This is a genomic window from Paenibacillus nanchangensis (genome assembly GCF_046543445.1).
Taxonomy (GTDB): Bacteria; Bacillota; Bacilli; order Paenibacillales; family Paenibacillaceae; genus Paenibacillus_AQ; species Paenibacillus_AQ nanchangensis.
This window is the reverse complement of sequence record NZ_JBHOFD010000059.1, coordinates 1-18,782: the sequence shown is the minus strand read 5'-3', so window position 1 is coordinate 18,782 and position 18,782 is coordinate 1. Positions and strand designations below refer to the sequence as shown.

19 protein-coding genes and 1 other annotated feature are annotated in these 18,782 nt (G+C 56.5%); of the genes, 16 read left to right on the top strand and 3 right to left on the bottom strand.

The window, feature by feature from the left end; translation table 11 throughout:
- Positions 1-84: 84 nt before the first annotated feature.
- On the top strand, positions 85-771 hold the full coding sequence (minC, locus tag ACE6ED_RS28450) for a septum site-determining protein MinC (RefSeq protein WP_410830817.1): 687 nt from the start codon (positions 85-87) through the stop codon (positions 769-771).
- Between the two features lie 5 nt (positions 772-776).
- Positions 777-1,571 (top strand): septum site-determining protein MinD, encoded by a 795-nt coding sequence (minD, locus tag ACE6ED_RS28445; protein ID WP_410830816.1) that lies wholly within the window; start codon positions 777-779, stop codon positions 1,569-1,571.
- Positions 1,572-1,721: 150 nt separating this feature from the next.
- On the opposite strand, the gene ACE6ED_RS28440 is transcribed toward minD, so the two are convergent.
- The 3 genes from ACE6ED_RS28440 to ACE6ED_RS28430 form a co-directional block, all read right to left on the bottom strand.
- Positions 1,722-2,168: a GNAT family N-acetyltransferase gene (locus tag ACE6ED_RS28440; RefSeq protein ID WP_410830815.1), complete on the bottom strand. Its 447-nt coding sequence runs from the start codon at positions 2,166-2,168 to the stop codon at positions 1,722-1,724.
- A 52-nt stretch (positions 2,169-2,220) separates the two neighbouring features.
- Complete coding sequence (locus ACE6ED_RS28435) at positions 2,221-3,285, bottom strand: EamA family transporter (protein WP_410830814.1); 1,065 nt, start codon at positions 3,283-3,285, stop codon at positions 2,221-2,223.
- 104 nt (positions 3,286-3,389) lie between these two features.
- Positions 3,390-4,103 carry a helix-turn-helix transcriptional regulator gene (locus ACE6ED_RS28430; RefSeq protein WP_410830813.1) on the bottom strand — a complete coding sequence of 238 codons (714 nt, stop codon included), beginning with the start codon at positions 4,101-4,103 and terminating at the stop codon, positions 3,390-3,392.
- A gap of 154 nt (positions 4,104-4,257) precedes the next feature.
- On the opposite strand from ACE6ED_RS28430, the gene ACE6ED_RS28425 reads away from it, so the two are divergent.
- The 14 genes from ACE6ED_RS28425 (at position 4,258) to ACE6ED_RS28360 (ending at position 18,357) form a co-directional block, all read left to right on the top strand.
- Positions 4,258-5,154, top strand: a complete 897-nt coding sequence (locus ACE6ED_RS28425; RefSeq protein WP_410830812.1) for a M23 family peptidase — start codon at positions 4,258-4,260, stop codon at positions 5,152-5,154.
- Positions 5,147-5,992, top strand: a complete 846-nt coding sequence (locus ACE6ED_RS28420) for a M50 family metallopeptidase (RefSeq protein ID WP_410830811.1) — start codon at positions 5,147-5,149, stop codon at positions 5,990-5,992. The genes ACE6ED_RS28425 and ACE6ED_RS28420 overlap by 8 nt, the downstream gene beginning before the upstream one ends.
- 18 nt (positions 5,993-6,010) lie before the next feature.
- Positions 6,011-7,255 (top strand): Rne/Rng family ribonuclease, encoded by a 1,245-nt coding sequence (locus tag ACE6ED_RS28415; protein WP_410830810.1) that lies wholly within the window; start codon positions 6,011-6,013, stop codon positions 7,253-7,255.
- Between the two features lie 333 nt (positions 7,256-7,588).
- Positions 7,589-7,678: a sequence feature (ribosomal protein L21 leader region), on the top strand.
- Between the two features lie 14 nt (positions 7,679-7,692).
- Positions 7,693-8,004: a 50S ribosomal protein L21 gene (gene rplU / locus ACE6ED_RS28410; protein WP_410830826.1), complete on the top strand. Its 312-nt coding sequence runs from the start codon at positions 7,693-7,695 to the stop codon at positions 8,002-8,004.
- Between the two features lie 12 nt (positions 8,005-8,016).
- Positions 8,017-8,352 (top strand): ribosomal-processing cysteine protease Prp, encoded by a 336-nt coding sequence (locus tag ACE6ED_RS28405; protein ID WP_410830809.1) that lies wholly within the window; start codon positions 8,017-8,019, stop codon positions 8,350-8,352.
- A gap of 18 nt (positions 8,353-8,370) precedes the next feature.
- Positions 8,371-8,682 carry a 50S ribosomal protein L27 gene (rpmA, locus tag ACE6ED_RS28400; RefSeq protein WP_410830808.1) on the top strand — a complete coding sequence of 104 codons (312 nt, stop codon included), beginning with the start codon at positions 8,371-8,373 and terminating at the stop codon, positions 8,680-8,682.
- Positions 8,683-9,019: 337 nt separating this feature from the next.
- Positions 9,020-9,757: a Spo0B domain-containing protein gene (locus ACE6ED_RS28395; RefSeq protein ID WP_410830807.1), complete on the top strand. Its 738-nt coding sequence runs from the start codon at positions 9,020-9,022 to the stop codon at positions 9,755-9,757.
- 12 nt (positions 9,758-9,769) lie between these two features.
- Positions 9,770-11,080 (top strand): GTPase ObgE, encoded by a 1,311-nt coding sequence (obgE, locus tag ACE6ED_RS28390; RefSeq protein ID WP_410830806.1) that lies wholly within the window; start codon positions 9,770-9,772, stop codon positions 11,078-11,080.
- Between the two features lie 385 nt (positions 11,081-11,465).
- Positions 11,466-11,903 (top strand): ACT domain-containing protein, encoded by a 438-nt coding sequence (locus tag ACE6ED_RS28385; RefSeq protein WP_410830805.1) that lies wholly within the window; start codon positions 11,466-11,468, stop codon positions 11,901-11,903.
- A 167-nt stretch (positions 11,904-12,070) separates the two neighbouring features.
- On the top strand, positions 12,071-13,357 hold the full coding sequence (locus ACE6ED_RS28380; RefSeq protein ID WP_410830804.1) for a homoserine dehydrogenase: 1,287 nt from the start codon (positions 12,071-12,073) through the stop codon (positions 13,355-13,357).
- A 160-nt stretch (positions 13,358-13,517) separates the two neighbouring features.
- Positions 13,518-14,495, top strand: a complete 978-nt coding sequence (gene thrB, locus ACE6ED_RS28375; RefSeq protein ID WP_410830803.1) for a homoserine kinase — start codon at positions 13,518-13,520, stop codon at positions 14,493-14,495.
- Entirely contained in the window at positions 14,492-15,379 is an 888-nt protein-coding gene (pheA, locus tag ACE6ED_RS28370) for a prephenate dehydratase (RefSeq protein ID WP_410830802.1), read from the top strand. The genes thrB and pheA overlap by 4 nt, the downstream gene beginning before the upstream one ends.
- 4 nt (positions 15,380-15,383) lie before the next feature.
- Complete coding sequence (gene ilvE, locus ACE6ED_RS28365) at positions 15,384-16,268, top strand: branched-chain-amino-acid transaminase (RefSeq protein ID WP_410830801.1); 885 nt, start codon at positions 15,384-15,386, stop codon at positions 16,266-16,268.
- A 298-nt stretch (positions 16,269-16,566) separates the two neighbouring features.
- A complete protein-coding gene (locus ACE6ED_RS28360; RefSeq protein WP_410830800.1) occupies positions 16,567-18,357 on the top strand; it encodes a LysM peptidoglycan-binding domain-containing protein in 1,791 nt (596 codons plus the stop codon).
- Positions 18,358-18,782: the final 425 nt, after the last annotated feature.

Here is an 18,782-nt window from a genome sequence, read left to right as displayed (position 1 = left end):
CAGCCGCGCCTGTGAAACTTTTTTATTCGTAAGCAGGAACTTTGCGGGAAGGGCGCGAATGAAGAAGGATGGGGGGACAGGCATATGACAGCACAAACCAAGCATGCCGGCGCGAAATCGAAGCATGTGACCATCAAAGGCATCAAAGACGGCCTCGTCTTCCTGCTGGATGACAAGTGTCCCTTTGAAGAACTGCTGGACGAGCTGCGATATAAGCTGGAGCACAGCCATCAGAATATTTTGACCGGACCAATCGTTCATGTCGATGTCAAGCTGGGCGAACGGACGGTGACGGAAGAGCAAAAGGAAGCGGTTCTGGACATCTTGAGAGGGCAGGGGAATCTGCTGATCCGGTCGGTGGAATCGCTGGACCCGGAGCCCGAAGTGAAGGAAGATCCAAACGCGCTGTTTACGATGAGCGGCATCGTCCGCTCGGGACAGGTGCTGCATCATAGAGGAAATCTGTTGTTTTTGGGCGATGTGAATCCCGGCGGGACGATCACCTGCACCGGAGACATCTATATTCTGGGCGCGCTGAGAGGAATGGCGCATGCCGGGGTGGAGGGCAATGAGGAAGCGGTAATTTGCGCTTCGCTGCTCGCTCCCACGCAGCTGCGCATCGCGGATATGATCAGCCGTCCGCCGGACGAATGGGAGACCCGGGAGAGCAGTATGGAGTTCGCCTACTTGCTGGACGGTGTGATGCAGATCGACAAAATGCACAATATCGCGAAATTGCGTCGGGAGTTAAATGTGTTTAAAGGGGTGTAGCATCCATGGGAGAAGCGATCGTCGTAACCTCGGGTAAGGGCGGCGTAGGCAAGACAACCACAACGGCCAACATCGGAACGGCGCTTGCGCTGCAGGGCAAAAAAGTATGTCTGGTCGATACCGATATCGGGCTGCGGAATCTGGACGTCGTAATGGGACTGGAGAACCGGATCATCTATGATTTGGTGGATGTGGCCGAAGGACGGTGCCGCCTGAACCAGGCGCTTGTCAAGGACAAGCGGTTCGATGAGCTTTATATGCTGCCTGCCGCGCAGACCAAAGACAAGTCCGCCGTTTCTCCGGAGCAGGTCAAGGACATTGTCCTGGAGCTGAAAAAAGAATACGAATATGTCCTGATCGACTGCCCCGCAGGCATCGAGCAGGGGTTCCGCAACGCCATTGCGGGAGCCGATAAAGCGATTGTCGTCACAACGCCTGAGAACGCGGCGGTCCGCGACGCCGACCGGATTATCGGTCTGCTGGAGAATTCGCATGTCGAATCGCCGAAGCTGATCGTCAACCGGATTCGTCCGGGCCTCGTCAAATCGGGGGACATGCTCGATATTGAAGACATTCTCCAGGTGCTGAACATCGACCTGATCGGGATCGTCCCCGATGATGAACTGGTGATCAAAGCCGCCAACACCGGCGAACCAACGGTGATGAACCCGGATTCGGCCGCGGCCATTGCTTACCGCAACATCGCGCGCCGCATATTGGGTGATGCGGTGCCGCTGATGCAGCTTGACCGCAAGAAAAGCGCATTTACGCGGTTTAAGAAATTTTTTGGCATGGGCTGAACCCGGCCGTTGTACTTAAGTGTTCTGACCTAATTATACGTATACACAGCAAACGAGCCGTTCCTGGCCTATCGGACAGGGAACGGCTCGTTTTTTTGTGCTAAGACAGAGTATAGACGATTCGCAGCAAGTAAGATGACAGTAAAGCGGTTATCGCCGCAACTCCATATGCAGCAGGGGAAAAGGTTTGCCGGCCCCGTCCAGCTCCGACCGGCCGGTCTGCTCGAACCCGTACCGGCGGTAAAACGTCACTGCCTGGGTGTTCTGCTCGTTGACGTCAACCTGCAGCGGGCCTTCGGCCAGTCCTTCCGCATGCTTCAGCAGCGCGCGGCCAATTCCCTGTCCATGCCGGGCCGGATGGACGAACAGCATCTCCACTTTATCACCGCTGCGGCCCAGGAACCCTGTTGCAGCGCCGTCTTCCGTATGGGCGACCCACAGCTCAGCTTCGCGAAGCGCACCAGTGCGGATCAATTCATGGTAGAACTGGAAATCGGCTTCCGGCAAAAAATCATGCGTCTGACGCACAGCATGGAACCAAATTTCGGCCAGCTGGCCGTATTCCGCCTCTTGAAAGGCGGCTATGTGATGATTCATTTTTTTGTACCCCCTTCTATCCGCTCATTTCTTCACTTTATAGTTGAGTCAATCAGTGAATCGGTCCGGCGTGGTGTCCAAGCTTTGTCTTGCCACCGGTTGTCTTGCCACCGGTTGTCTTGCCGCTGGTTGTTTGGCTGCCGGTTGTCTTGCCGCTGGTTGTAATGCCACCGGTTGTAATGCCACCGGTCGTATTGCCACTGGTTGTATTGCCGCCGGTTGTATTGCCGCCGGTTGTCTCCCCGCCCGTTGTCCTGCCGTTTCCCGGACGCAGTGCCAGAACACCTATGCCCAGCAGAAGCAGCGCAAGTCCCAGCCAGGCCAGAGGCGTCAGGGATTCCCCGATCACCAGCACACCGAGCAAAGATGCGGTAACCGGTTCCGCCATCGACAAAGTGACCGCGCTCGATGCCGGCAGCTTCTGAAGTCCCGAGGTGAACAGCAGATAAGCGATGCCGGTTGCTGCGATGCCGATATGCAGGGCGGCCGCGGCTCCGTTCAGCGTGACCAGCCAGGACAGGTCGCCGGCCAGCAGCAGCGGAGACAGCATCAGTCCGCTGAGGCAGAACACGGCGCTCGCGGCGGTCTCCGCGTTATGCTGCGCCAGCAGCCGTTTGCTTGCCAGCGTATAGAAAGCAAAGGTTGACCCCGCTCCGGCCGCCATCAGCAGGCCGGCTACACTGGCTTCGCCGCCCAGCCTGCCGGAGAACAGCAGACAGGCTCCCGCAATCGCGCACAGCGTGGCCAGCCGCCAGGCGGCGGAAGGTCTGCGCCCGTACACCAGCCACTCCAGAATTCCGGTCATCACGGGAGCACTGGCCAGTGTGACCACTGTGCCAACCGCGATGCCCGTGTGCCGGACGGCGGTGAAAAACAGCGGCTGGTACAGCGCCATCGCCAGCGCCGAAATCAAGAGCGGCATAACCGGCAGCCCGCGTAAATTCAGCCGCCGCCGGCATAGGGAATAGGCGGCGAGGAACAATCCTCCCACCAGCACGCGAACCGCTCCAAAGGCGAGCGGCGAAGCGGTATTGGGGGCAAGCGCCTGGGCCGTCCCGGTCGTGCCCCATAAGAGCGCCGCCAGCAGCACGGCTGCGGCGGGCATTTTTTTATCCATCCGTACATCTTCCTCCAAAGTGCCAGAGTTGGCGCAAATGATCCTTTCCCACTCTATCTCACTTTGGAAAACCCAATTTAGCCTGAATACAGATGTTCGTTGTTTTAGGGTAAGTTTTTGCGGTACATGGCCGGAGCCATTCCGGTGTGACGGGTAAAAGCTTTGATGAATGAGGCGGTATACGCATAACCGATTTCTTCGCCAATCACCGTAACCGAAAGTGAAGTCTCCCGCAGCAGACGTTCCGCTTCCTTCATTCTCAGCTCGTGGATGTAGGCGGCCGGGGCGAGGCCCGTGGTTTTTTTGAACCAGGCGGCATAATAATTCGGGTGGTAATGCTCCATTTCCGCCAGTACGTCAACCGATAAGACCTCTTTGTAATGCTTGTGAATGTACTCTATGGACGGGGAAGCGCTGCGGGGGAGTTTACCGCACACATACCGGATCAGATGGGACAAAGAAGAAGCGTCTCCCGGACGCTCCGCTTCGCTCAGCAGCAGCGACATCAGGGCGCTCCACTGCGGGTCCATCTCCATAAAAGCCGGTCCGGGCGCGGTTCCCTGGATTGGCGGCGGCAGGTACAGCTTCGGGATATCGAGCACCAGGAAACGGTTGCGGCCCGGCGAGTGGAAGCTGTGACCGCAGCTGGGCGGCAGATAGAGGAAGTTTCCCTCCTGTACCGTCATTTGGCCCCACGCCGTCTGCAGGTTCATCGATCCAAGCAGCGGAAACAGCAGTTGCGCGTATCCGTGCTCGTGGATCTCCACCTCGGTGGTGTAGCTTCTTGTCTCGCATACCGTCTGCCTTAACTCGTCCATCGTTCCATTCCCTCCGTTTCTTCTATTATGTGCCTGTTCGCCGGCTTAAGGCAAGAGCTTCCATGCGAAGATCAGCGGGAACCGGCACAGCTTGTTCTAATCGCCGCGGGACCTCATAACATGTAAAGAGAACAAGCCCGCCGGAGGGATGAATATGGATCCGAAGACCAATATCAGACATCGCCGGAAAGAGAGAATCCGCAGCCTGCTTGAAGTGCCGTCTCCCGATAGATCTGCCGTTACGCCGCTTCGCTTAGCCGGGGAACCCCCTCCTGTCAGGGAGCATGAAGAGACAGCCGTAGCCGGAATGCACAGCTCCCGGTTTGCGGAACCGGAGCCGGACCCCGAAGCGCTGTGGAAAGCCCAACGTCAGGAGTGGAAAAAGGAAAAGAACGGCGGCGGTAGCCGGTTTCTGCGCAGTTTGCTGCGGCGCACCGGCGCGGCGCTCCTGGTGTTCGCCCTGGTCTGGGGGCTCTTTATGCTCCGGCAGCCGTGGACTGCGGAAGCCCGGCTCTGGATTACCGACGCGTTGACCCGGGATATGGATTTTGAAGCGGCCCGTGTATGGTATGCACAGCATTTTGAAGGCACCCCCGCCTTTTTGCCGAGCTTTGGCATGAAGGACGAGCCCGCGCACCGTGTATCCGCCCGCCGCAAGCTTCCGCCTCCAATAGAGGGGACGCTAGTGCAGCCTTTTGCCGCTTCGCTTACGGGGGTGGAGCTGGCGCCGGATGAAGGGAAAAACAATGACAATCCCGCTGTCCTCAGCATTGACACGGGCAGGGTGCAGTCGGTCGCGCGCGACAGCCGGGGCGGGATTAAAGTCACAGTCAGCCATACAGGCGGCCTGACAGCGGAATATGGACTGCTCGGCGGGACGAAACTGGCGCCCGATGACTGGCTGGAAGCCGGCGAGGCAGTTGGCTGGCTGGCGCCTGTCCCCGGTCGTGCTGGACAGGAAATGACCCCGCCTGAAACGCCTACGCTGTTTTTTGCGATCCGTAAAGATGGCGTTTATATCGATCCGTCCGATGTGGTGGATTTTGATTAGGATCGGCGGAATTACGTTATCGCTGCACCCGCTTTTTGTAATCATCATGCTGCTTTCCGTTTTGACCGGACAGTTTCTTGAGCTGCTGACGCTGTTTGCGATTGTCCTGATCCATGAGTTTGGACATGTGGGCGCGGCGCGGATGTACGGGCTGGATGTTGTGTCAGTGCAGCTGCTCCCCTTCGGGGGCGTAGCTGTCGTGGAAGATCACGGCCGAATGACCGCCGGAAAAGAGATTATCATTGCGCTGGCAGGTCCGCTGCAAAATGCGGTGATGCTCTCCGCCGCCTGGCTGCTGCTCTCGGCGGGTTGGGGGAATCCGGAGTTTTTGCAGTATTTGATCCACGCGAACACGGTTATCGCGCTGTTCAATCTGCTGCCGGTCCTTCCGCTCGACGGGGGGCGGATCGTACGCGCCGCGGTCAGCGCGGTCACGCCCTATTACTTCACCCTCCTGTGGAGCGGGCGGATCAGCATCGCGGCCAGCGCGGGAATTGTGGCGTATTCGCTCCTGCCGCTGCTGTCAGGAAACGGTCCGCTGCTGAATCTGCTTTTGATCGGCGGTTTTTTGTTCGCAACCAATTTGCAGGACCAGCGGAACCTCCCTTACCGTTTTCTCGCCTTTCTGACGCACCGCAACACGGAGTCCGACCGGAGGCTGGCGGAAGGCGGTACCGCCCGGCCGATTGTTGCGCCGTCCGCGAAACCTTTGGAGTCCGTTTTGCGTCTATTTAGACGAAACCACTATCATTTAATTTATGTCGTCAATGATCAGGGGACGATTGTTGCCGTTGTGCCCGAGCAGCGGCTTGTGTCGTCTTTTTTACGGATATCTTGAGCAACCAGGGGTGAGCCCATGAAACAAATGATCGTCCACTGTACGCAGCACACGACGCGAATGGCCCTGCTGGAAGGGGGGCGTCTTGTCGAATACGCCGCGGAAAGCGATCATCAGCCGGGACGTGTCGGCAGTTACTATAAGGGCCGGGTGGTTAATGTTCTGCCGGGAATGCAGGCGGCTTTTGTCGATATTGGACAGAAAAAAAACGCCTTTTTATACATCGATGACGTCCTTCATCCCCATCTGGAGCGGCAGCCCGCGGTCAAACCGTCCATCGACATGCTGCTGAAGCCGGGGCAGGAGCTGATCGTGCAGGTGAAGAAAGAGCCTCACGGCGGCAAGGGAGCGCGGGTGACGACCCATTACACCCTTCCGGGGCGCTGGATGGTGTATATGCCTTATGCGGATTACGTTGGCGTCTCCAAAAAAATTGTCCGTGATTCCGAACGCGTCCGGCTGAAGGCGGTGGGCGAGCAGCTGCGTCTGCCGGAAGAAGGCATTATTTTACGTACGGTTTCGGAGGACGAGCCCGCCGAATCGGTCGAACGTGACCTTGTTTTCCTGCGCGGGGAGTGGCAGCGGATCCTCCGCCGGGGCGAGACCATGTCCGCGCCTTGTCTCCTGCACAGCGATCTGACGATCGTGCAGCGGTTCATCCGCGATGCGCTGGATCCGCGGAACGACGAACTGATCCTGGATGATGCCGGGCGGGCCAGTGAAGCCGAGCATTTTTTAAATGAAATGGCCCCGTCAGGCCACAGGCCCGTGAAGCTGTATAAGGCCGGAGGTTCGGTGTTCGACGAATACGGCGTTTCGGACCAGCTGAAACGCAGCTTCGGGCGCAAAATTACCCTCGACGGCGGAGCGACCCTGGTCTGGGATGAAACGGAGGCGCTGACCGTGATCGACGTCAACACCGCGCAGTACACTGGCGGCGCTTCGCTGGAAGAGACGGTGACGCAGACGAACCTGCTGGCGGCCGAAGAGATTGGACGGCTTGTCCGGCTGCGGGATACCGGAGGAATGATCCTGGTCGATTTTATCGACATGCAGCAGCAGGACAACCGGAGGCTTGTGATGCAGCGGCTGGAGCAGGTGGCCGGAGCGGACCGGACCAAAACGCATATTCTCGGCTGGACCCGGCTTGGTCTGCTGGAAATGACCCGCAAAAAAGCCCGGCACGACACCGCAGGGGTGCAGCGCAAGCTGTGTCCCTGCTGCGGCGGGACAGGCAGAGCCGGACAATGGCCGGAGGAATAAACAAGATACGCGATACACTTAAACTGCATTATATAGACTGAACTATTGAATGACAGGAAAAAGGAGATGGCACGGAGGGAATTTGGAGATGGAGGAGCGAACGCGCTTGCCTTTATTTTCGGAGTTCTCCCGCTAACTGGTCCTACCATTCAAGAACTCCGAAAATAACAGCAACCGGAAGTCCCAAATTCACCGCAGTGACAGCTCCGCCCAACCTGTCCCTCTTAAGTTCAGTCTATATAACGGACGAAATAACGGACGAACATACATCTTGACTGCGGAAACGATGCGTGTTAGAATCATCAAGTATGTGTCCGGTAGATCATCTTCCTGCACATGCTGTAACCGCTCCGATCGGGTACCCCAAGCGCCTATCCGGCGACGGATAAGGCCACCTGGATGCAGGCGAGTCTGAGACATGAGGAGGTGCAATGAGAATGTACGCAATTATCGAAACCGGCGGCAAACAATACAAAGTCCAAGAGGGCGATGTACTGTACATCGAGAAACTGAATGCTGAAGACGGCGCAAGCGTAACGTTTGACCGTGTTCTGGCTGTTTCCAGCGATAACGGTTTGACTGCAGGAACTCCGCTCGTAAGCGGCGCGTCCGTAACGGCCAAAGTCGAAAGACACGGTAAGGGTCAGAAGGTTGTAGTTTACAAATACAAACCGAAGAAGAACTACCACAAGAAACAAGGCCATCGTCAACCGTACACAAAAGTAACCATCGAGAAGATTCAGGCGTAAGAAGGTGCGTTAATGATTAACGTACGGATTACACGGGAATCCGCTCGGGGTGCGATCGCGTCCTTTGAGGTCAAAGGTCATGCCGGCTATGCCCGGCGCGGCGAAGATATCGTGTGTGCCGGCGTCTCGGCCGTTACGGTCGGTACCGTCAACTCGATTGAGGCTTTGGCCGGGGTGTCTTTGAACACCTCCGTGAAGAACGGATTTGTCAGCGGATCTGTTCCGCTCATTGATGATTCTTCGCAGTCGGACAAAGTACAGCTGCTGCTGGAATCCATGGTCGTCATGCTGAACGATATCGCAGCTTCATACGGAAAGTATATTCAAATACAGGAAGTTCATCATTAGAAGAAGGAGGAACTCAACATGTTGCAAATGAACCTTCAGTTGTTCGCATCCAAAAAAGGTGTAGGTTCGACGAAGAACGGACGCGACAGCCGCGCGAAACGCCTTGGCGTGAAACGTGCGGATGGTCAAACCGTTACCGGCGGCAGCATCCTCGTCCGTCAACGCGGAACGAAGATTCACCCGGGAACGAACGTTGGCATCGGCTCGGACGACACTTTGTTCGCGAAAGTGGACGGCGTTGTGAAATTCGAACGCCTTGGCCGCGACCGCAAGAAAGTGAGCGTATATCCGGTTGAAGTCGCTCCTGTAGCGGCTGCTCTGGAAGCGTAAGCTTGGCCGACATACGAACTAGGAAGCCTCCGGCATCATGTGCCGGAGGCTTTTCGCCTTTTTATAGGCACTGCGGTTATCCTAGTTTGCGTGGTGAACGCGGTGAAACAGGGACTGGCAAGGATCGCCGAGCAAGTGGCGGGTTATGTGCCGGCTAAAGGGTAAGGCCTGCAAAGGGCCAGGAAGAAGGGGGAAGTATTTTCCGCCCAAACGCAAGTTTGGGATGAACGGCGAATATTCCCTATGGTATACTGAAGATTAGTGAGCGCTTAGTGCATGCGGTGTACTGCCGCCAATGCATGGTTTGGAATTCATGGCCGGGGGACGGGGAAAAGGAATGAAATCCTGGAAGAACGCCATCGCTGCCGCGATGCTGTCTGTTGCGGCCCCTATGGTTGTCCTGTATATAGCGCCGTCCGTATGGACGATGGCGCTGCTGTTCTTATGGATCGCCGCGGTGCTGGCGGCGGTGCAGTTCTGGAACAACAGGCACTACGAACGGGAACGCAAAGCGCAGGAGCTCAGTCTCCAGCAGGCGTCCATCCGGACGCTGAATCACCATCGACATGACTGGATGAACGAGCTGCAGGTGCTGTATGGCTACATTCAGCTCGGCAAGCCTGATAAATCGGTTCAATGTGTGGAAAGAATAAGGGAACGGATGGCGGTCGACAGCCGGATCTCGAAGCTGGGTATCCCGGCGCTCGTCTTCTATCTGCAGTCGTTCCGCACCTTCGGCGGAAGCCTTCAGCTGGAAGTGGAGATCGAAGAGGAGCTTCAACTGGCCGGACGTATGGCGCCGGAAGAAGGCGAAGAACTGGCCTCCATGGTAAGCCGGATTGTCCGGGCCTACCAATACGGAGGACTGGCTCCTCAAGGAGAGAGCCGGAAGCTGGTGCTCTCCTTCCGGGAAGAGAATACCGACCTCATCGTGGGTTTTACGGCTTTTGCTCCATCCGGCAGCGAAAGCATGCTGAAGCAGCAGCTGGACTCGATATTAGATAAGACAAAATGGAAAGCGGAGCAGAAGGAGCCCGGAGGGGTTTCGTTTCAACTGCGGCTGCCGCTTAAGTAAGGAAGGTGCAGCATGTTTGTAGATAAAGCCAAAATTTATGTAAAAGGCGGCGACGGAGGGGACGGTCTGGTCGCGTTCCGCCGGGAGAAGTACGTGCCGGAGGGCGGCCCTGCGGGCGGCGACGGCGGCAAAGGCGGGGATGTCATTTTCCGTGTTGACGAAGGTCTGCGCACGCTGATGGACTTCCGCTACCAGCGCCACTTCAAAGCCCAGCGCGGCGAAAAAGGACGGAACAAAAGCCAGCACGGCGCAGGAGCCGACAATATGGTGGTGCGGATTCCTCCGGGGACCGTCATCATTGACGACGATTCCGGTGAAGTGATCGCCGATATGACCCGTCACGGCCAGCAGATCGTTGTAGCGCGCGGCGGACGGGGCGGACGGGGGAATATCCGGTTTGCTACACCGGCCAATCCCGCACCCGAGCTGGCCGAGCACGGCGAAGAAGGCCAGGAGCGTTATATCGTGCTGGAATTGAAGGTCATGGCTGACGTAGGTCTGGTCGGGTTCCCCAGCGTGGGTAAATCCACCCTGCTGTCGGTCGTGTCGGCCGCAAAACCAAAGATCGGAGCCTATCACTTCACGACCATTACTCCGAATCTCGGCGTGGTCGATATCGGCGACGGGCGCAGCTTCGTTATGGCCGATTTGCCGGGTCTGATCGAAGGCGCAAGCGAAGGTGTCGGTCTTGGACACGAGTTCCTGCGCCACGTTGAGCGGACGCGGATCATCATTCATGTGATCGACATGGCCGGCTCCGAAGGACGCGACCCGTTTGAAGACTGGGTCAAGATCAATGATGAGCTGCGCCAGTATAATGCCGGCCTTGCGGAACGCCCGCAGATTGTGGCTGCCAACAAGATGGATATGCCGGAAGCGGAAGAACTGCTGGCTTCGTTCCGCGAACGTGCGCTGGCGGTTAATCCGGAGCTGGAGATTATGCCGATCTCGTCCTTAACCCGCAAAGGGGTGCAGGAGCTGCTGTACCGCGCCGCTGATCTGCTGGATTCGATTCCGGAAGCGCCGGCCGTTGAGGAAGTTGCGGAGATTACGGAACGCAAAGTGTACAAGCTGGAAACCGAAGAAGACGATGCGTTTACGATTACGCGCGACAACGAAACGTTTGTTGTGAAGAGCGCCCGGATCGAACGGATGCTGAAGCGGATGCAGATGAACTCCCACGACGCCATTCTGAAGCTGGCCCGTACGCTCCGCCATATGGGCGTAGACGAGGAGCTCCGTAAGCGCGGAGCGGTTGAAGGAACGATTGTGCGGATCGGCGACTTCGAATTTGAGTTTGTCGAAGGCAGTAGTTATTATTGACAGGCTCTAAGGGGAAATAAAAAGCATAGACAGTAATCGCAAAGCGTTTTTGCCCGCGGTATTCCTCGCGGGCGGGTCAGTGCATGCGATGGAAGCAGGCTGGCCGGGGCGCGTACCCGGGCCGGCCTTTTGTTGTTCCGCAGGAGAGACGGATGTCCCTCTCCGGCGGACGGCATCCGGCGCCGCGTCAGCCGCCTGTTTTTCCGGACGGCTTGGACCAGATCAAGTGTACAACTCGCCCGTACTATGCAGTATCTACCGCTTCGCTGCCTGGATGGAAAGATCACCCGGCAGGGAATGAGGGAAAAACCTATTGCTTTTTTGGCGGAATATCCGGTATAATGTCCACTATGTAAATACATAAGTCTTTGAGGAGAGGACGTTCGTGAAAGAACGCTACTATTTGGTCCGTGAGGACATTTTGCCGGATGCGGTGCTCAAGACCATGCAGGTCAAGCAGCTGCTGGAGGCGGGAGAGGCGAAAACCGTTCATGAAGGCGTGGAGCAGGTAGGGCTTAGCCGGAGCGCTTTTTACAAATACAAGGACGGCATCCATCTGATCCATCAGCTGGAACGGGACCGGATTGTCACCATCTCGATCGACCTGGAGCATGAATCCGGCATGCTGTCCAAAGTGCTCGGCCAAGTGGCGGTTCACGGCGCGAATGTGCTGACGATTCACCAAAGCATTCCGCTCCAGGGCAAAGCCAACGTCGTGCTGTCCGTGGAAGTGTCGCATCTTAACGGAGAGCTTGGGAACATGCTCGCTTCGCTTAAGGATATGCCGGGCGTAAGAAGGGTCGGCATTGTCGGCCAGGGGTAGAGCCGGATGCACAAGACATAGCGGAAGTTCAGGCGTTAAACCGAAAATACCGTACAGGCAAGTCCGGTACGTGTGAGTTCTCATGTTTGGCGTAAAGAGAGAATGGGGGACCGCCAGCAAGCGGAAATCCCGCGGGGGAGCCCCGTATTTTGGTTAGGAGGTTGTACATGAAGCCGGTGAAGGTAGGGTTATTAGGTCTGGGAACGGTCGGTACGGGCGTCGTTCGGATTGTTCAGGGGAACCAGGAGGACCTCAGCAGTCAGGTAGGATCTCCTATCGCGATTGAGCGGATTGCCGTAAAAAATCTCGACAAGGCGCGCAGTATTGATGTGGGCAGCGCCACAGTCACCACCGATCCTTGGGAGGTTATCCGGGATCCGGAGATCGATGTGATTGTCGAAGTGATGGGCGGCATCGAGCAGACCAAAGCCTATGTGCTTGAAGCGCTGGAGCGGGGCAAACATATCGTGACGGCCAACAAAGATCTGATGGCGCTGTACGGCTCCGAAATTTTGGCCAAAGCCCAGGAGAAGCAGTGCGACGTGTTTTACGAAGCAAGTGTGGCCGGGGGCATTCCGATTATCCGGACGCTGATCGAGGGCTTTTCTTCGGACCGGATCATGAAAATTATGGGGATCGTCAACGGAACCACCAATTACATCCTCACCAAAATGAGCCGGGAAGGCGCATCCTACGATGCCGTTCTCAGGGAAGCACAGGAGTTGGGTTACGCTGAAGCGGACCCGACCTCTGATGTCGAGGGATTGGACGCCGCAAGAAAAATGGCCATCCTCGGAACGCTCGGCTTCCGCACCAATGTTGAGCTTGCTGATGTGAGCGTAAGCGGCATTTCCCAGGTGAGCAAGGAGGATATTGCGTTCGCTAAACGGCTTGGTTACGAGATGAAGCTGCTCGGCATCGCGGAACGCGACAACGACGAGGTCAGCATCAGCGTGCAGCCGACCATGATCCGCAGCGGCCATCCGCTTGCTTCGGTGGGTGGTGTCTACAACGCCGTATACGTATACGGGGAAGCGGTAGGCGAAACGATGTTTTACGGGGCTGGAGCCGGAGAGATGCCGACGGCAACTTCGGTGGTGGCCGACCTGGTAGCAGTGATCAAGAATTTGAAGCTGGGCGTCAACGGGCTGAAGCAGATCGCTCCGCATAAGCCGAAGAAGCTGAAAAGCGACGACAGTATTTTTTACAAAAATTTTCTGCTGCTACACGTCGACGATAAAGCGGGCGTATTGGCCAAAATCACGCAGGTGTTCGCGGAATACGACGTCAGCCTGGATTCGGTCGTACAGCAGGCCAATCCCAATAATCCTGATGCGGAAATTATCATCGTAACTCATGATGCCAGCAAAGCCAGTATGGACAAAGTGCTGAAGCATTTTGAAAGTCTGGAAGTCATCCGCCGGGTCAAAAGCCACTACCGGGTGGAAGGCTGAGCTCCTGCGCTGCATGGCGTCAGGATAACGGCGAAGCTTAGAGCTTGAACAGTTAGGAGACGGACAGGGTGAACGATATGCATAACAATACTAATACGGGGGCACCGCACGGTGTGAATATTGACGGCGTACGGCACCGTCCGGCCGGGCGGGTGGCGTCATGAGCCGCCAGGCTGTAAGAGTCAAAGTGCCTGCCAGCACGGCCAATCTCGGACCGGGATTTGATACGCTTGGCATGGCCCTGTCGCTGTATGCGCAAATCGAAATGAAAGAGGCGGAAGAGACCCGCTTTCATCTTTACGGCAAGGAGATGGAAGGCGTCGCCCGGGACAAAAGCAATCTCATTTACCGGGTCGCCCAAATGGTTTTTCAGGAGGCAGGCGTTTCGGTCCCTGAATTGGAGATATCGATGGTTTCGGATATTCCTTTGGCGCGTGGGCTGGGCAGCAGCGCGTCGGCGATAGTCGGCGCACTGGCGGCGGCAAACGCGCTGATCGGCGGACCGCTAGACGATGCTAGGCTGTTCGATATCGCGACCGCGCTGGAAAAGCACCCGGATAACGTCGGAGCGTCGCTGTTCGGCGGCATCGTGGCGGCGGCCTGGGATGGCGCAACGGCGTCTTATTTACGCATTGAGCCGCCCGAGCATCTGGGGGTGCTTGTAGTCATTCCTGAATTCGAGCTGGCTACCTCCAAGGCCCGCAGCGTGCTGCCGGAAACGGTGTCTGTCCGCGATGCAGTGTACAACATCAGCCGATCTTCGCTGCTGACCGCGGCATTTGCCGCAGGAAGGCTGGATCTGGTCGGCAGAGCAATGCAGGACCGGCTGCACCAGCCGTACCGCGCGCCGCTCGTTCCCGGAATGGAGACGATCCTCCGCGAAGCGGGAAGCCATGGCGCGCTTGGAGCCGCGCTGAGCGGGGCGGGACCCACCGTACTGGCGCTTACGGACATGAGAGAAGACCGACGGGCGGAACTGGAGGCATTCATGCTGAAGACGATGCGTGAACAAGGAATTGAAGCGCGGACAGCCTGGCTTGCGCCGTGCTTGATGGGAGCGGCCGTTGAACGCGTGGACGGCGATGGGGTGCAATCCGGAACATTTTTGGATATGATAAAAGGAGAAGTCGGCTCATGATCTCAATTGCAGCACTGCCGCAGGGGTCCGTATCGCATGAGGCGCTGCTCCATCTCTTCGGCGGCCAGCCGGTCCGGATCGTCCATCATAAATTGATCTCCGACGTCTTCCGTTCGACCGCCGAAGGGCGGACGGACTACAGCGTGATTCCGATCGAAAATACGATTGAGGGTTCTGTCAGCCTGCATATGGACTGGCTGGTGCATGAAGTCGACCTGCCCATGCAGGCGGAATGGATTTTCCCTTCGATTCAGAACCTGATTGTCAATCCGGGGGAGTTCACAGATGCCTCGGGGCATCAGGACTACTCCCAGATCAAAAAAATCCTGTCCCATCCCGTGGCGACAGCCCAATGCGGACAGTTTATCCGCAGCCATGCGCCGCAGGCGGAGCTAGAGCCTGTCGGAAGCACGTCCGAGGGCGTGGAGCTGGTGAAGCAGCATCCCGGTCAAGGCTGGGCGGCGATCGGCACGGCGCTTGGCGCCGCTACCCACGGTCTGGAGGTCGCGGCCAGCCGGATTACCGACCACGACAACAACTATACGCGGTTTGTCCTGGTCGGGCCGGCCAAGGTTGACCTGCCGCGCAAACCCAGCGGCTGCAAGACAAGCGTGCTGGTGACGCTGCCGGAGGACTTCCCGGGAGCGCTCCATCAGGTGCTGTCGGCCTTCGCCTGGAGAAGGCTGAACCTGTCGCGGATTGAATCCCGGCCGACAAAAAAGAAGCTGGGCACGTATTATTTTTACATCGATGTGCTGGAACCGCTGGAGTCGGTCCTGCTCCCCGCCGCCATTGAAGAGATTCAAGCGCTGGGGTGCCAGGTCCGGGTCCTTGGCTCTTATCCCACATACACCTATGAAGAAGAGAAAGCGGAGGTGCAGTAAGTTCATGGCTGAGCAATGGATCTACCTGGACGGGCAGTACGTAACAAAGGACAACGCAAAAGTGTCCGTATTTGATCACGGATTTCTTTACGGTGACGGTATTTTTGAAGGAATCCGGATTTATAACGGCAATATTTTCAAATGCAAAGAGCATCTGGACCGTTTATACGATTCGGCCAAATCGATTCAGCTGCAGATTCCGCTGACCTACGACGAAATGCGTGAGGCGATGGCCGAAACCATCCGCCGTAATGACATGCGTAACGGATATATCCGCCTGATTGTCTCGCGCGGTGTCGGCAACCTGGGGCTTGATCCCCGCCGCTGCCCGGTAGCGAGCGTCGTGATCATCGTCGAACAGCTGGCTATCTATCCGGAGCAGGCGTACCTGAACGGCTTGCGGGCGGTTTCCGTATCCCAGCGCCGCAATATTCCGGACGCGCTAAATCCGAAGATTAAATCGCTTAACTACCTCAATAACGTACTGGTCAAAATTCAGTCGAATCTGGCTGAATGCGACGAGGCCATCATGCTGAACGCGCAGGGATATGTAACCGAAGGCTCCGGCGACAATATTTTTATTATCAAAAACGGCGTAGTCACGACTCCGCCATGCTACCTCGGAGCGCTGGAAGGCATCACGCGTCTGGCGATCATCGAGCTGTGCGACAAACTCGGCATTAAGCTGAAGGAAGAGCCGTTTACGATGCACGATGTTTACGTAGCGGACGAAGTGTTCTTCACGGGAACGGCTGCAGAAGTTATTGCGGCCCGCGAAATCGACGGCCGGGTGATTGGCGAAGGCCATGCGGGACCGATTACGCTGAAGCTGCTCGAAGAATTCCGCAACATCGTCGACAAAGACGGTTACAAAGTATTTGAGAACTGATTCGGGAGAATCGCGGGACAATCTATGAAAAGCGGTAACCATCCTTCCATGGAGACATGGGAGGATTTTTTTTGCCGATAGGATGTCATTCGCCCAGGGCCTGCATAAGATGTAGTAACCAAGGAGGCGGCTGCCTACGCACAGACGAGAGGATGGGCAGGGAGCCTAATGCGGCGTCCCTCGCTAATGCTCGGCGTATGCGATTTCGGCGGTAATTCTACGGCTTCGGCCGGGGAGAACGCTGGATTGCGCGCTTTTGTAGAACGTGCTCCAAATATGTCTAGGAGGTTATTGACGAGTGAAAATCCATATGGTTAAGGAAGGCGAGTCCCTGTACACGATCTCCCAAAAATACGGGGTGCCGCTGGAAAAGATCGTCGAAGCCAATCCGCAGATTGCCGACCCGAATAAACTGAACATCGGCGATAAGGTGAAAATCCCGTCTTCGCCCGTACCGGTTCCCGAACAGGGAGATGTGTATTACAAACATACGGTAAAACAGGGCGATTCGCTGTGGAAGCTGTCCAAGGCTTGGGGGATCCCGCTCAAGGATGTCATTGAGGCGAACCCTCAGCTGAAGAATCCGAATGCGCTGCTGGTTGGTGAAGTAGTCAATCTGCCCAAAAAAACCGTACCAGGCTCCGGAACGGCCGGCCATGCGGCGCCAGGGAACGAACCGGCACCCTTAGCCCCGGCTGCTTCGGGAAAAACGGTTCCCGGCAGCAAAACGTACACAGGCCCCAAAGAGAAAGAGACAGCACCCATGCCGCCCGCTCCGCCAGTACAGCCCGCTCCGGTGCCGCCTGCGCCGGTTGAGCCGCCGCAGATCATCGTTCAGGAGCCGATGCCTCAGCCTCAGCCGGTACAGCATTCCGTTCATACCGAGGTACAGAGTCTTTATGTGCAGGTGAGCGTTCCGCAGGAAGCTCCGACCTATTACCAGCATGTTCTCGTGCCGCCGGCTCCGGAAGTGTATCTGCCGCCTTCGCCGTGCGTGGAAAACAAACCGGTATGCAAGCCGGAATGTGAGCCAGTATGTGAGCCGGTATGCCACCCGTCAATGGGATATCCCGGCCTTACGGAAAATCCGTACCATAACGATTGCCCCACACCCTATCCGTTTTACGATACACTGCCTGCACAGGCGGTAGAGCCCGCTGCAGCTTGCCCGCCGGAAATGCCCTGGGCCGCACCCGTAGAGCTTCCGTATTCCTGCCCGCCGTATGGAGGATATTCCCCGGTAATGCCGGCGGCTATGGAAGAATGCCATTCGCCGCAAACGCCCGGATATGGAATGACGGCCGGGGCCTATCAAGGATTCTGCCCGCCGTACGGCTATGGAGCGCCAGGCTTTCATCCTGCGGTTCCTTTCCCGCAGCAAGCTTATGCTCAGAGCGGATTGCCTCAAGCGTACCAGCCCGGGTATGGTTATCCCGGCCAGGTTCCTGGATTCGGGGCACAAGATCAGATGATGCATGGGATGATGGATTACGAATATCCGCATGCGATGAGCCAGGGGCAATCAGCCGGTATGCATATTCCAGGATCAGTCGGGCCTAAGTCTGTAGCACTGCCTTGGCCGGCTTGCAACTGCCAGGATAGCTATGCGCATGACACATCGCAGTTTCCGATGCAGGGCCAAGGCATGCAAATGCATGGCATGCAGACCCAAGGTATGCAGTTCCAAGGTATGCAGACCCAAGGTATGCAGTTCCAAGGTATGCAGACCCAAGGCATGCAGGGGGATATGACTCCGTGGTCCCCGCTTCCTGAGCTGCCATCCTTACCGCAGGACCTAATGGCTGGACAGTTCGATTACCACAACCGGGAAGAAGAACAGGCCGAAGCTAAAATAAATGAAACGGCTCAGCAGCAAGAAGAAGTTCGTATTGAACAAAAGGAGGAAACCTCTAGCACTTCCAGCACTTCGAAAAAAGCCAAAACTGCCGCCCCTGAAAAGAAGGCGAAAGTTTCGGCAGTCGAATCGAATCGCGGTTCGGAAAAAAAACAGACAAAAGGGCAGAAAGTACGGAATACGGGAGGGCGTACGGATCAAAAGAAACGGCGTAATCCCTGGATATCCGATTGACCGTCAGTTTTAGCAGCAGTGAAGAGATGCGAGGAGAACCTGAAGAAACAGGGTTTTCCTCGCATTTGTTATGAGATTCTGCAATACAGTCCAGGAGGGAACGTAGTTGGTAAAAAATAGAGGTTGCATAACAGGGTCTAGTCGTGGTAAATTATAAATCCAGTCGCAAACGACATTGTCCACGCGGCTGAAACAAGAAAGAAATAAAAGCTTGCAAGTTGGATCGTGATATGATATATTATAGATCCGGCTGAGAAAACAAGCCGAACCAATGAGTGTTTGATCTTTGAAAACTGAACAACGAGTGAGTGGGAATCACTTCGGTGATTTCACAAATGAGAATTTATTCTCGTCAGATTCAAAATGAGCTATTCTGCTCTAACAATAACGCCAGGTACTTTAGTGCCGGGCAACCTTATTGGAGA

What these genes read in the sequence shown, in the direction of transcription:
- minC (WP_410830817.1), top strand. Translation starts at nt 85, where the DNA reads ATGACAGCACAAACCAAGCATGCCGGCGCGAAATCGAAGCATGTGACC.
- minD (WP_410830816.1), top strand. Translation starts at nt 777, where the DNA reads ATGGGAGAAGCGATCGTCGTAACCTCGGGTAAGGGCGGCGTAGGCAAG.
- ACE6ED_RS28440 (WP_410830815.1), bottom strand. Translation starts at nt 2,168, where the DNA reads ATGAATCATCACATAGCCGCCTTTCAAGAGGCGGAATACGGCCAGCTG.
- ACE6ED_RS28435 (WP_410830814.1), bottom strand. Translation starts at nt 3,285, where the DNA reads ATGGATAAAAAAATGCCCGCCGCAGCCGTGCTGCTGGCGGCGCTCTTA.
- ACE6ED_RS28430 (WP_410830813.1), bottom strand. Translation starts at nt 4,103, where the DNA reads ATGGACGAGTTAAGGCAGACGGTATGCGAGACAAGAAGCTACACCACC.
- ACE6ED_RS28425 (WP_410830812.1), top strand. Translation starts at nt 4,258, where the DNA reads ATGGATCCGAAGACCAATATCAGACATCGCCGGAAAGAGAGAATCCGC.
- ACE6ED_RS28415 (WP_410830810.1), top strand. Translation starts at nt 6,011, where the DNA reads ATGAAACAAATGATCGTCCACTGTACGCAGCACACGACGCGAATGGCC.
- rplU (WP_410830826.1), top strand. Translation starts at nt 7,693, where the DNA reads ATGTACGCAATTATCGAAACCGGCGGCAAACAATACAAAGTCCAAGAG.
- ACE6ED_RS28405 (WP_410830809.1), top strand. Translation starts at nt 8,017, where the DNA reads ATGATTAACGTACGGATTACACGGGAATCCGCTCGGGGTGCGATCGCG.
- rpmA (WP_410830808.1), top strand. Translation starts at nt 8,371, where the DNA reads ATGTTGCAAATGAACCTTCAGTTGTTCGCATCCAAAAAAGGTGTAGGT.
- ACE6ED_RS28395 (WP_410830807.1), top strand. Translation starts at nt 9,020, where the DNA reads ATGAAATCCTGGAAGAACGCCATCGCTGCCGCGATGCTGTCTGTTGCG.
- obgE (WP_410830806.1), top strand. Translation starts at nt 9,770, where the DNA reads ATGTTTGTAGATAAAGCCAAAATTTATGTAAAAGGCGGCGACGGAGGG.
- ACE6ED_RS28380 (WP_410830804.1), top strand. Translation starts at nt 12,071, where the DNA reads ATGAAGCCGGTGAAGGTAGGGTTATTAGGTCTGGGAACGGTCGGTACG.
- thrB (WP_410830803.1), top strand. Translation starts at nt 13,518, where the DNA reads ATGAGCCGCCAGGCTGTAAGAGTCAAAGTGCCTGCCAGCACGGCCAAT.
- pheA (WP_410830802.1), top strand. Translation starts at nt 14,492, where the DNA reads ATGATCTCAATTGCAGCACTGCCGCAGGGGTCCGTATCGCATGAGGCG.
- ilvE (WP_410830801.1), top strand. Translation starts at nt 15,384, where the DNA reads ATGGCTGAGCAATGGATCTACCTGGACGGGCAGTACGTAACAAAGGAC.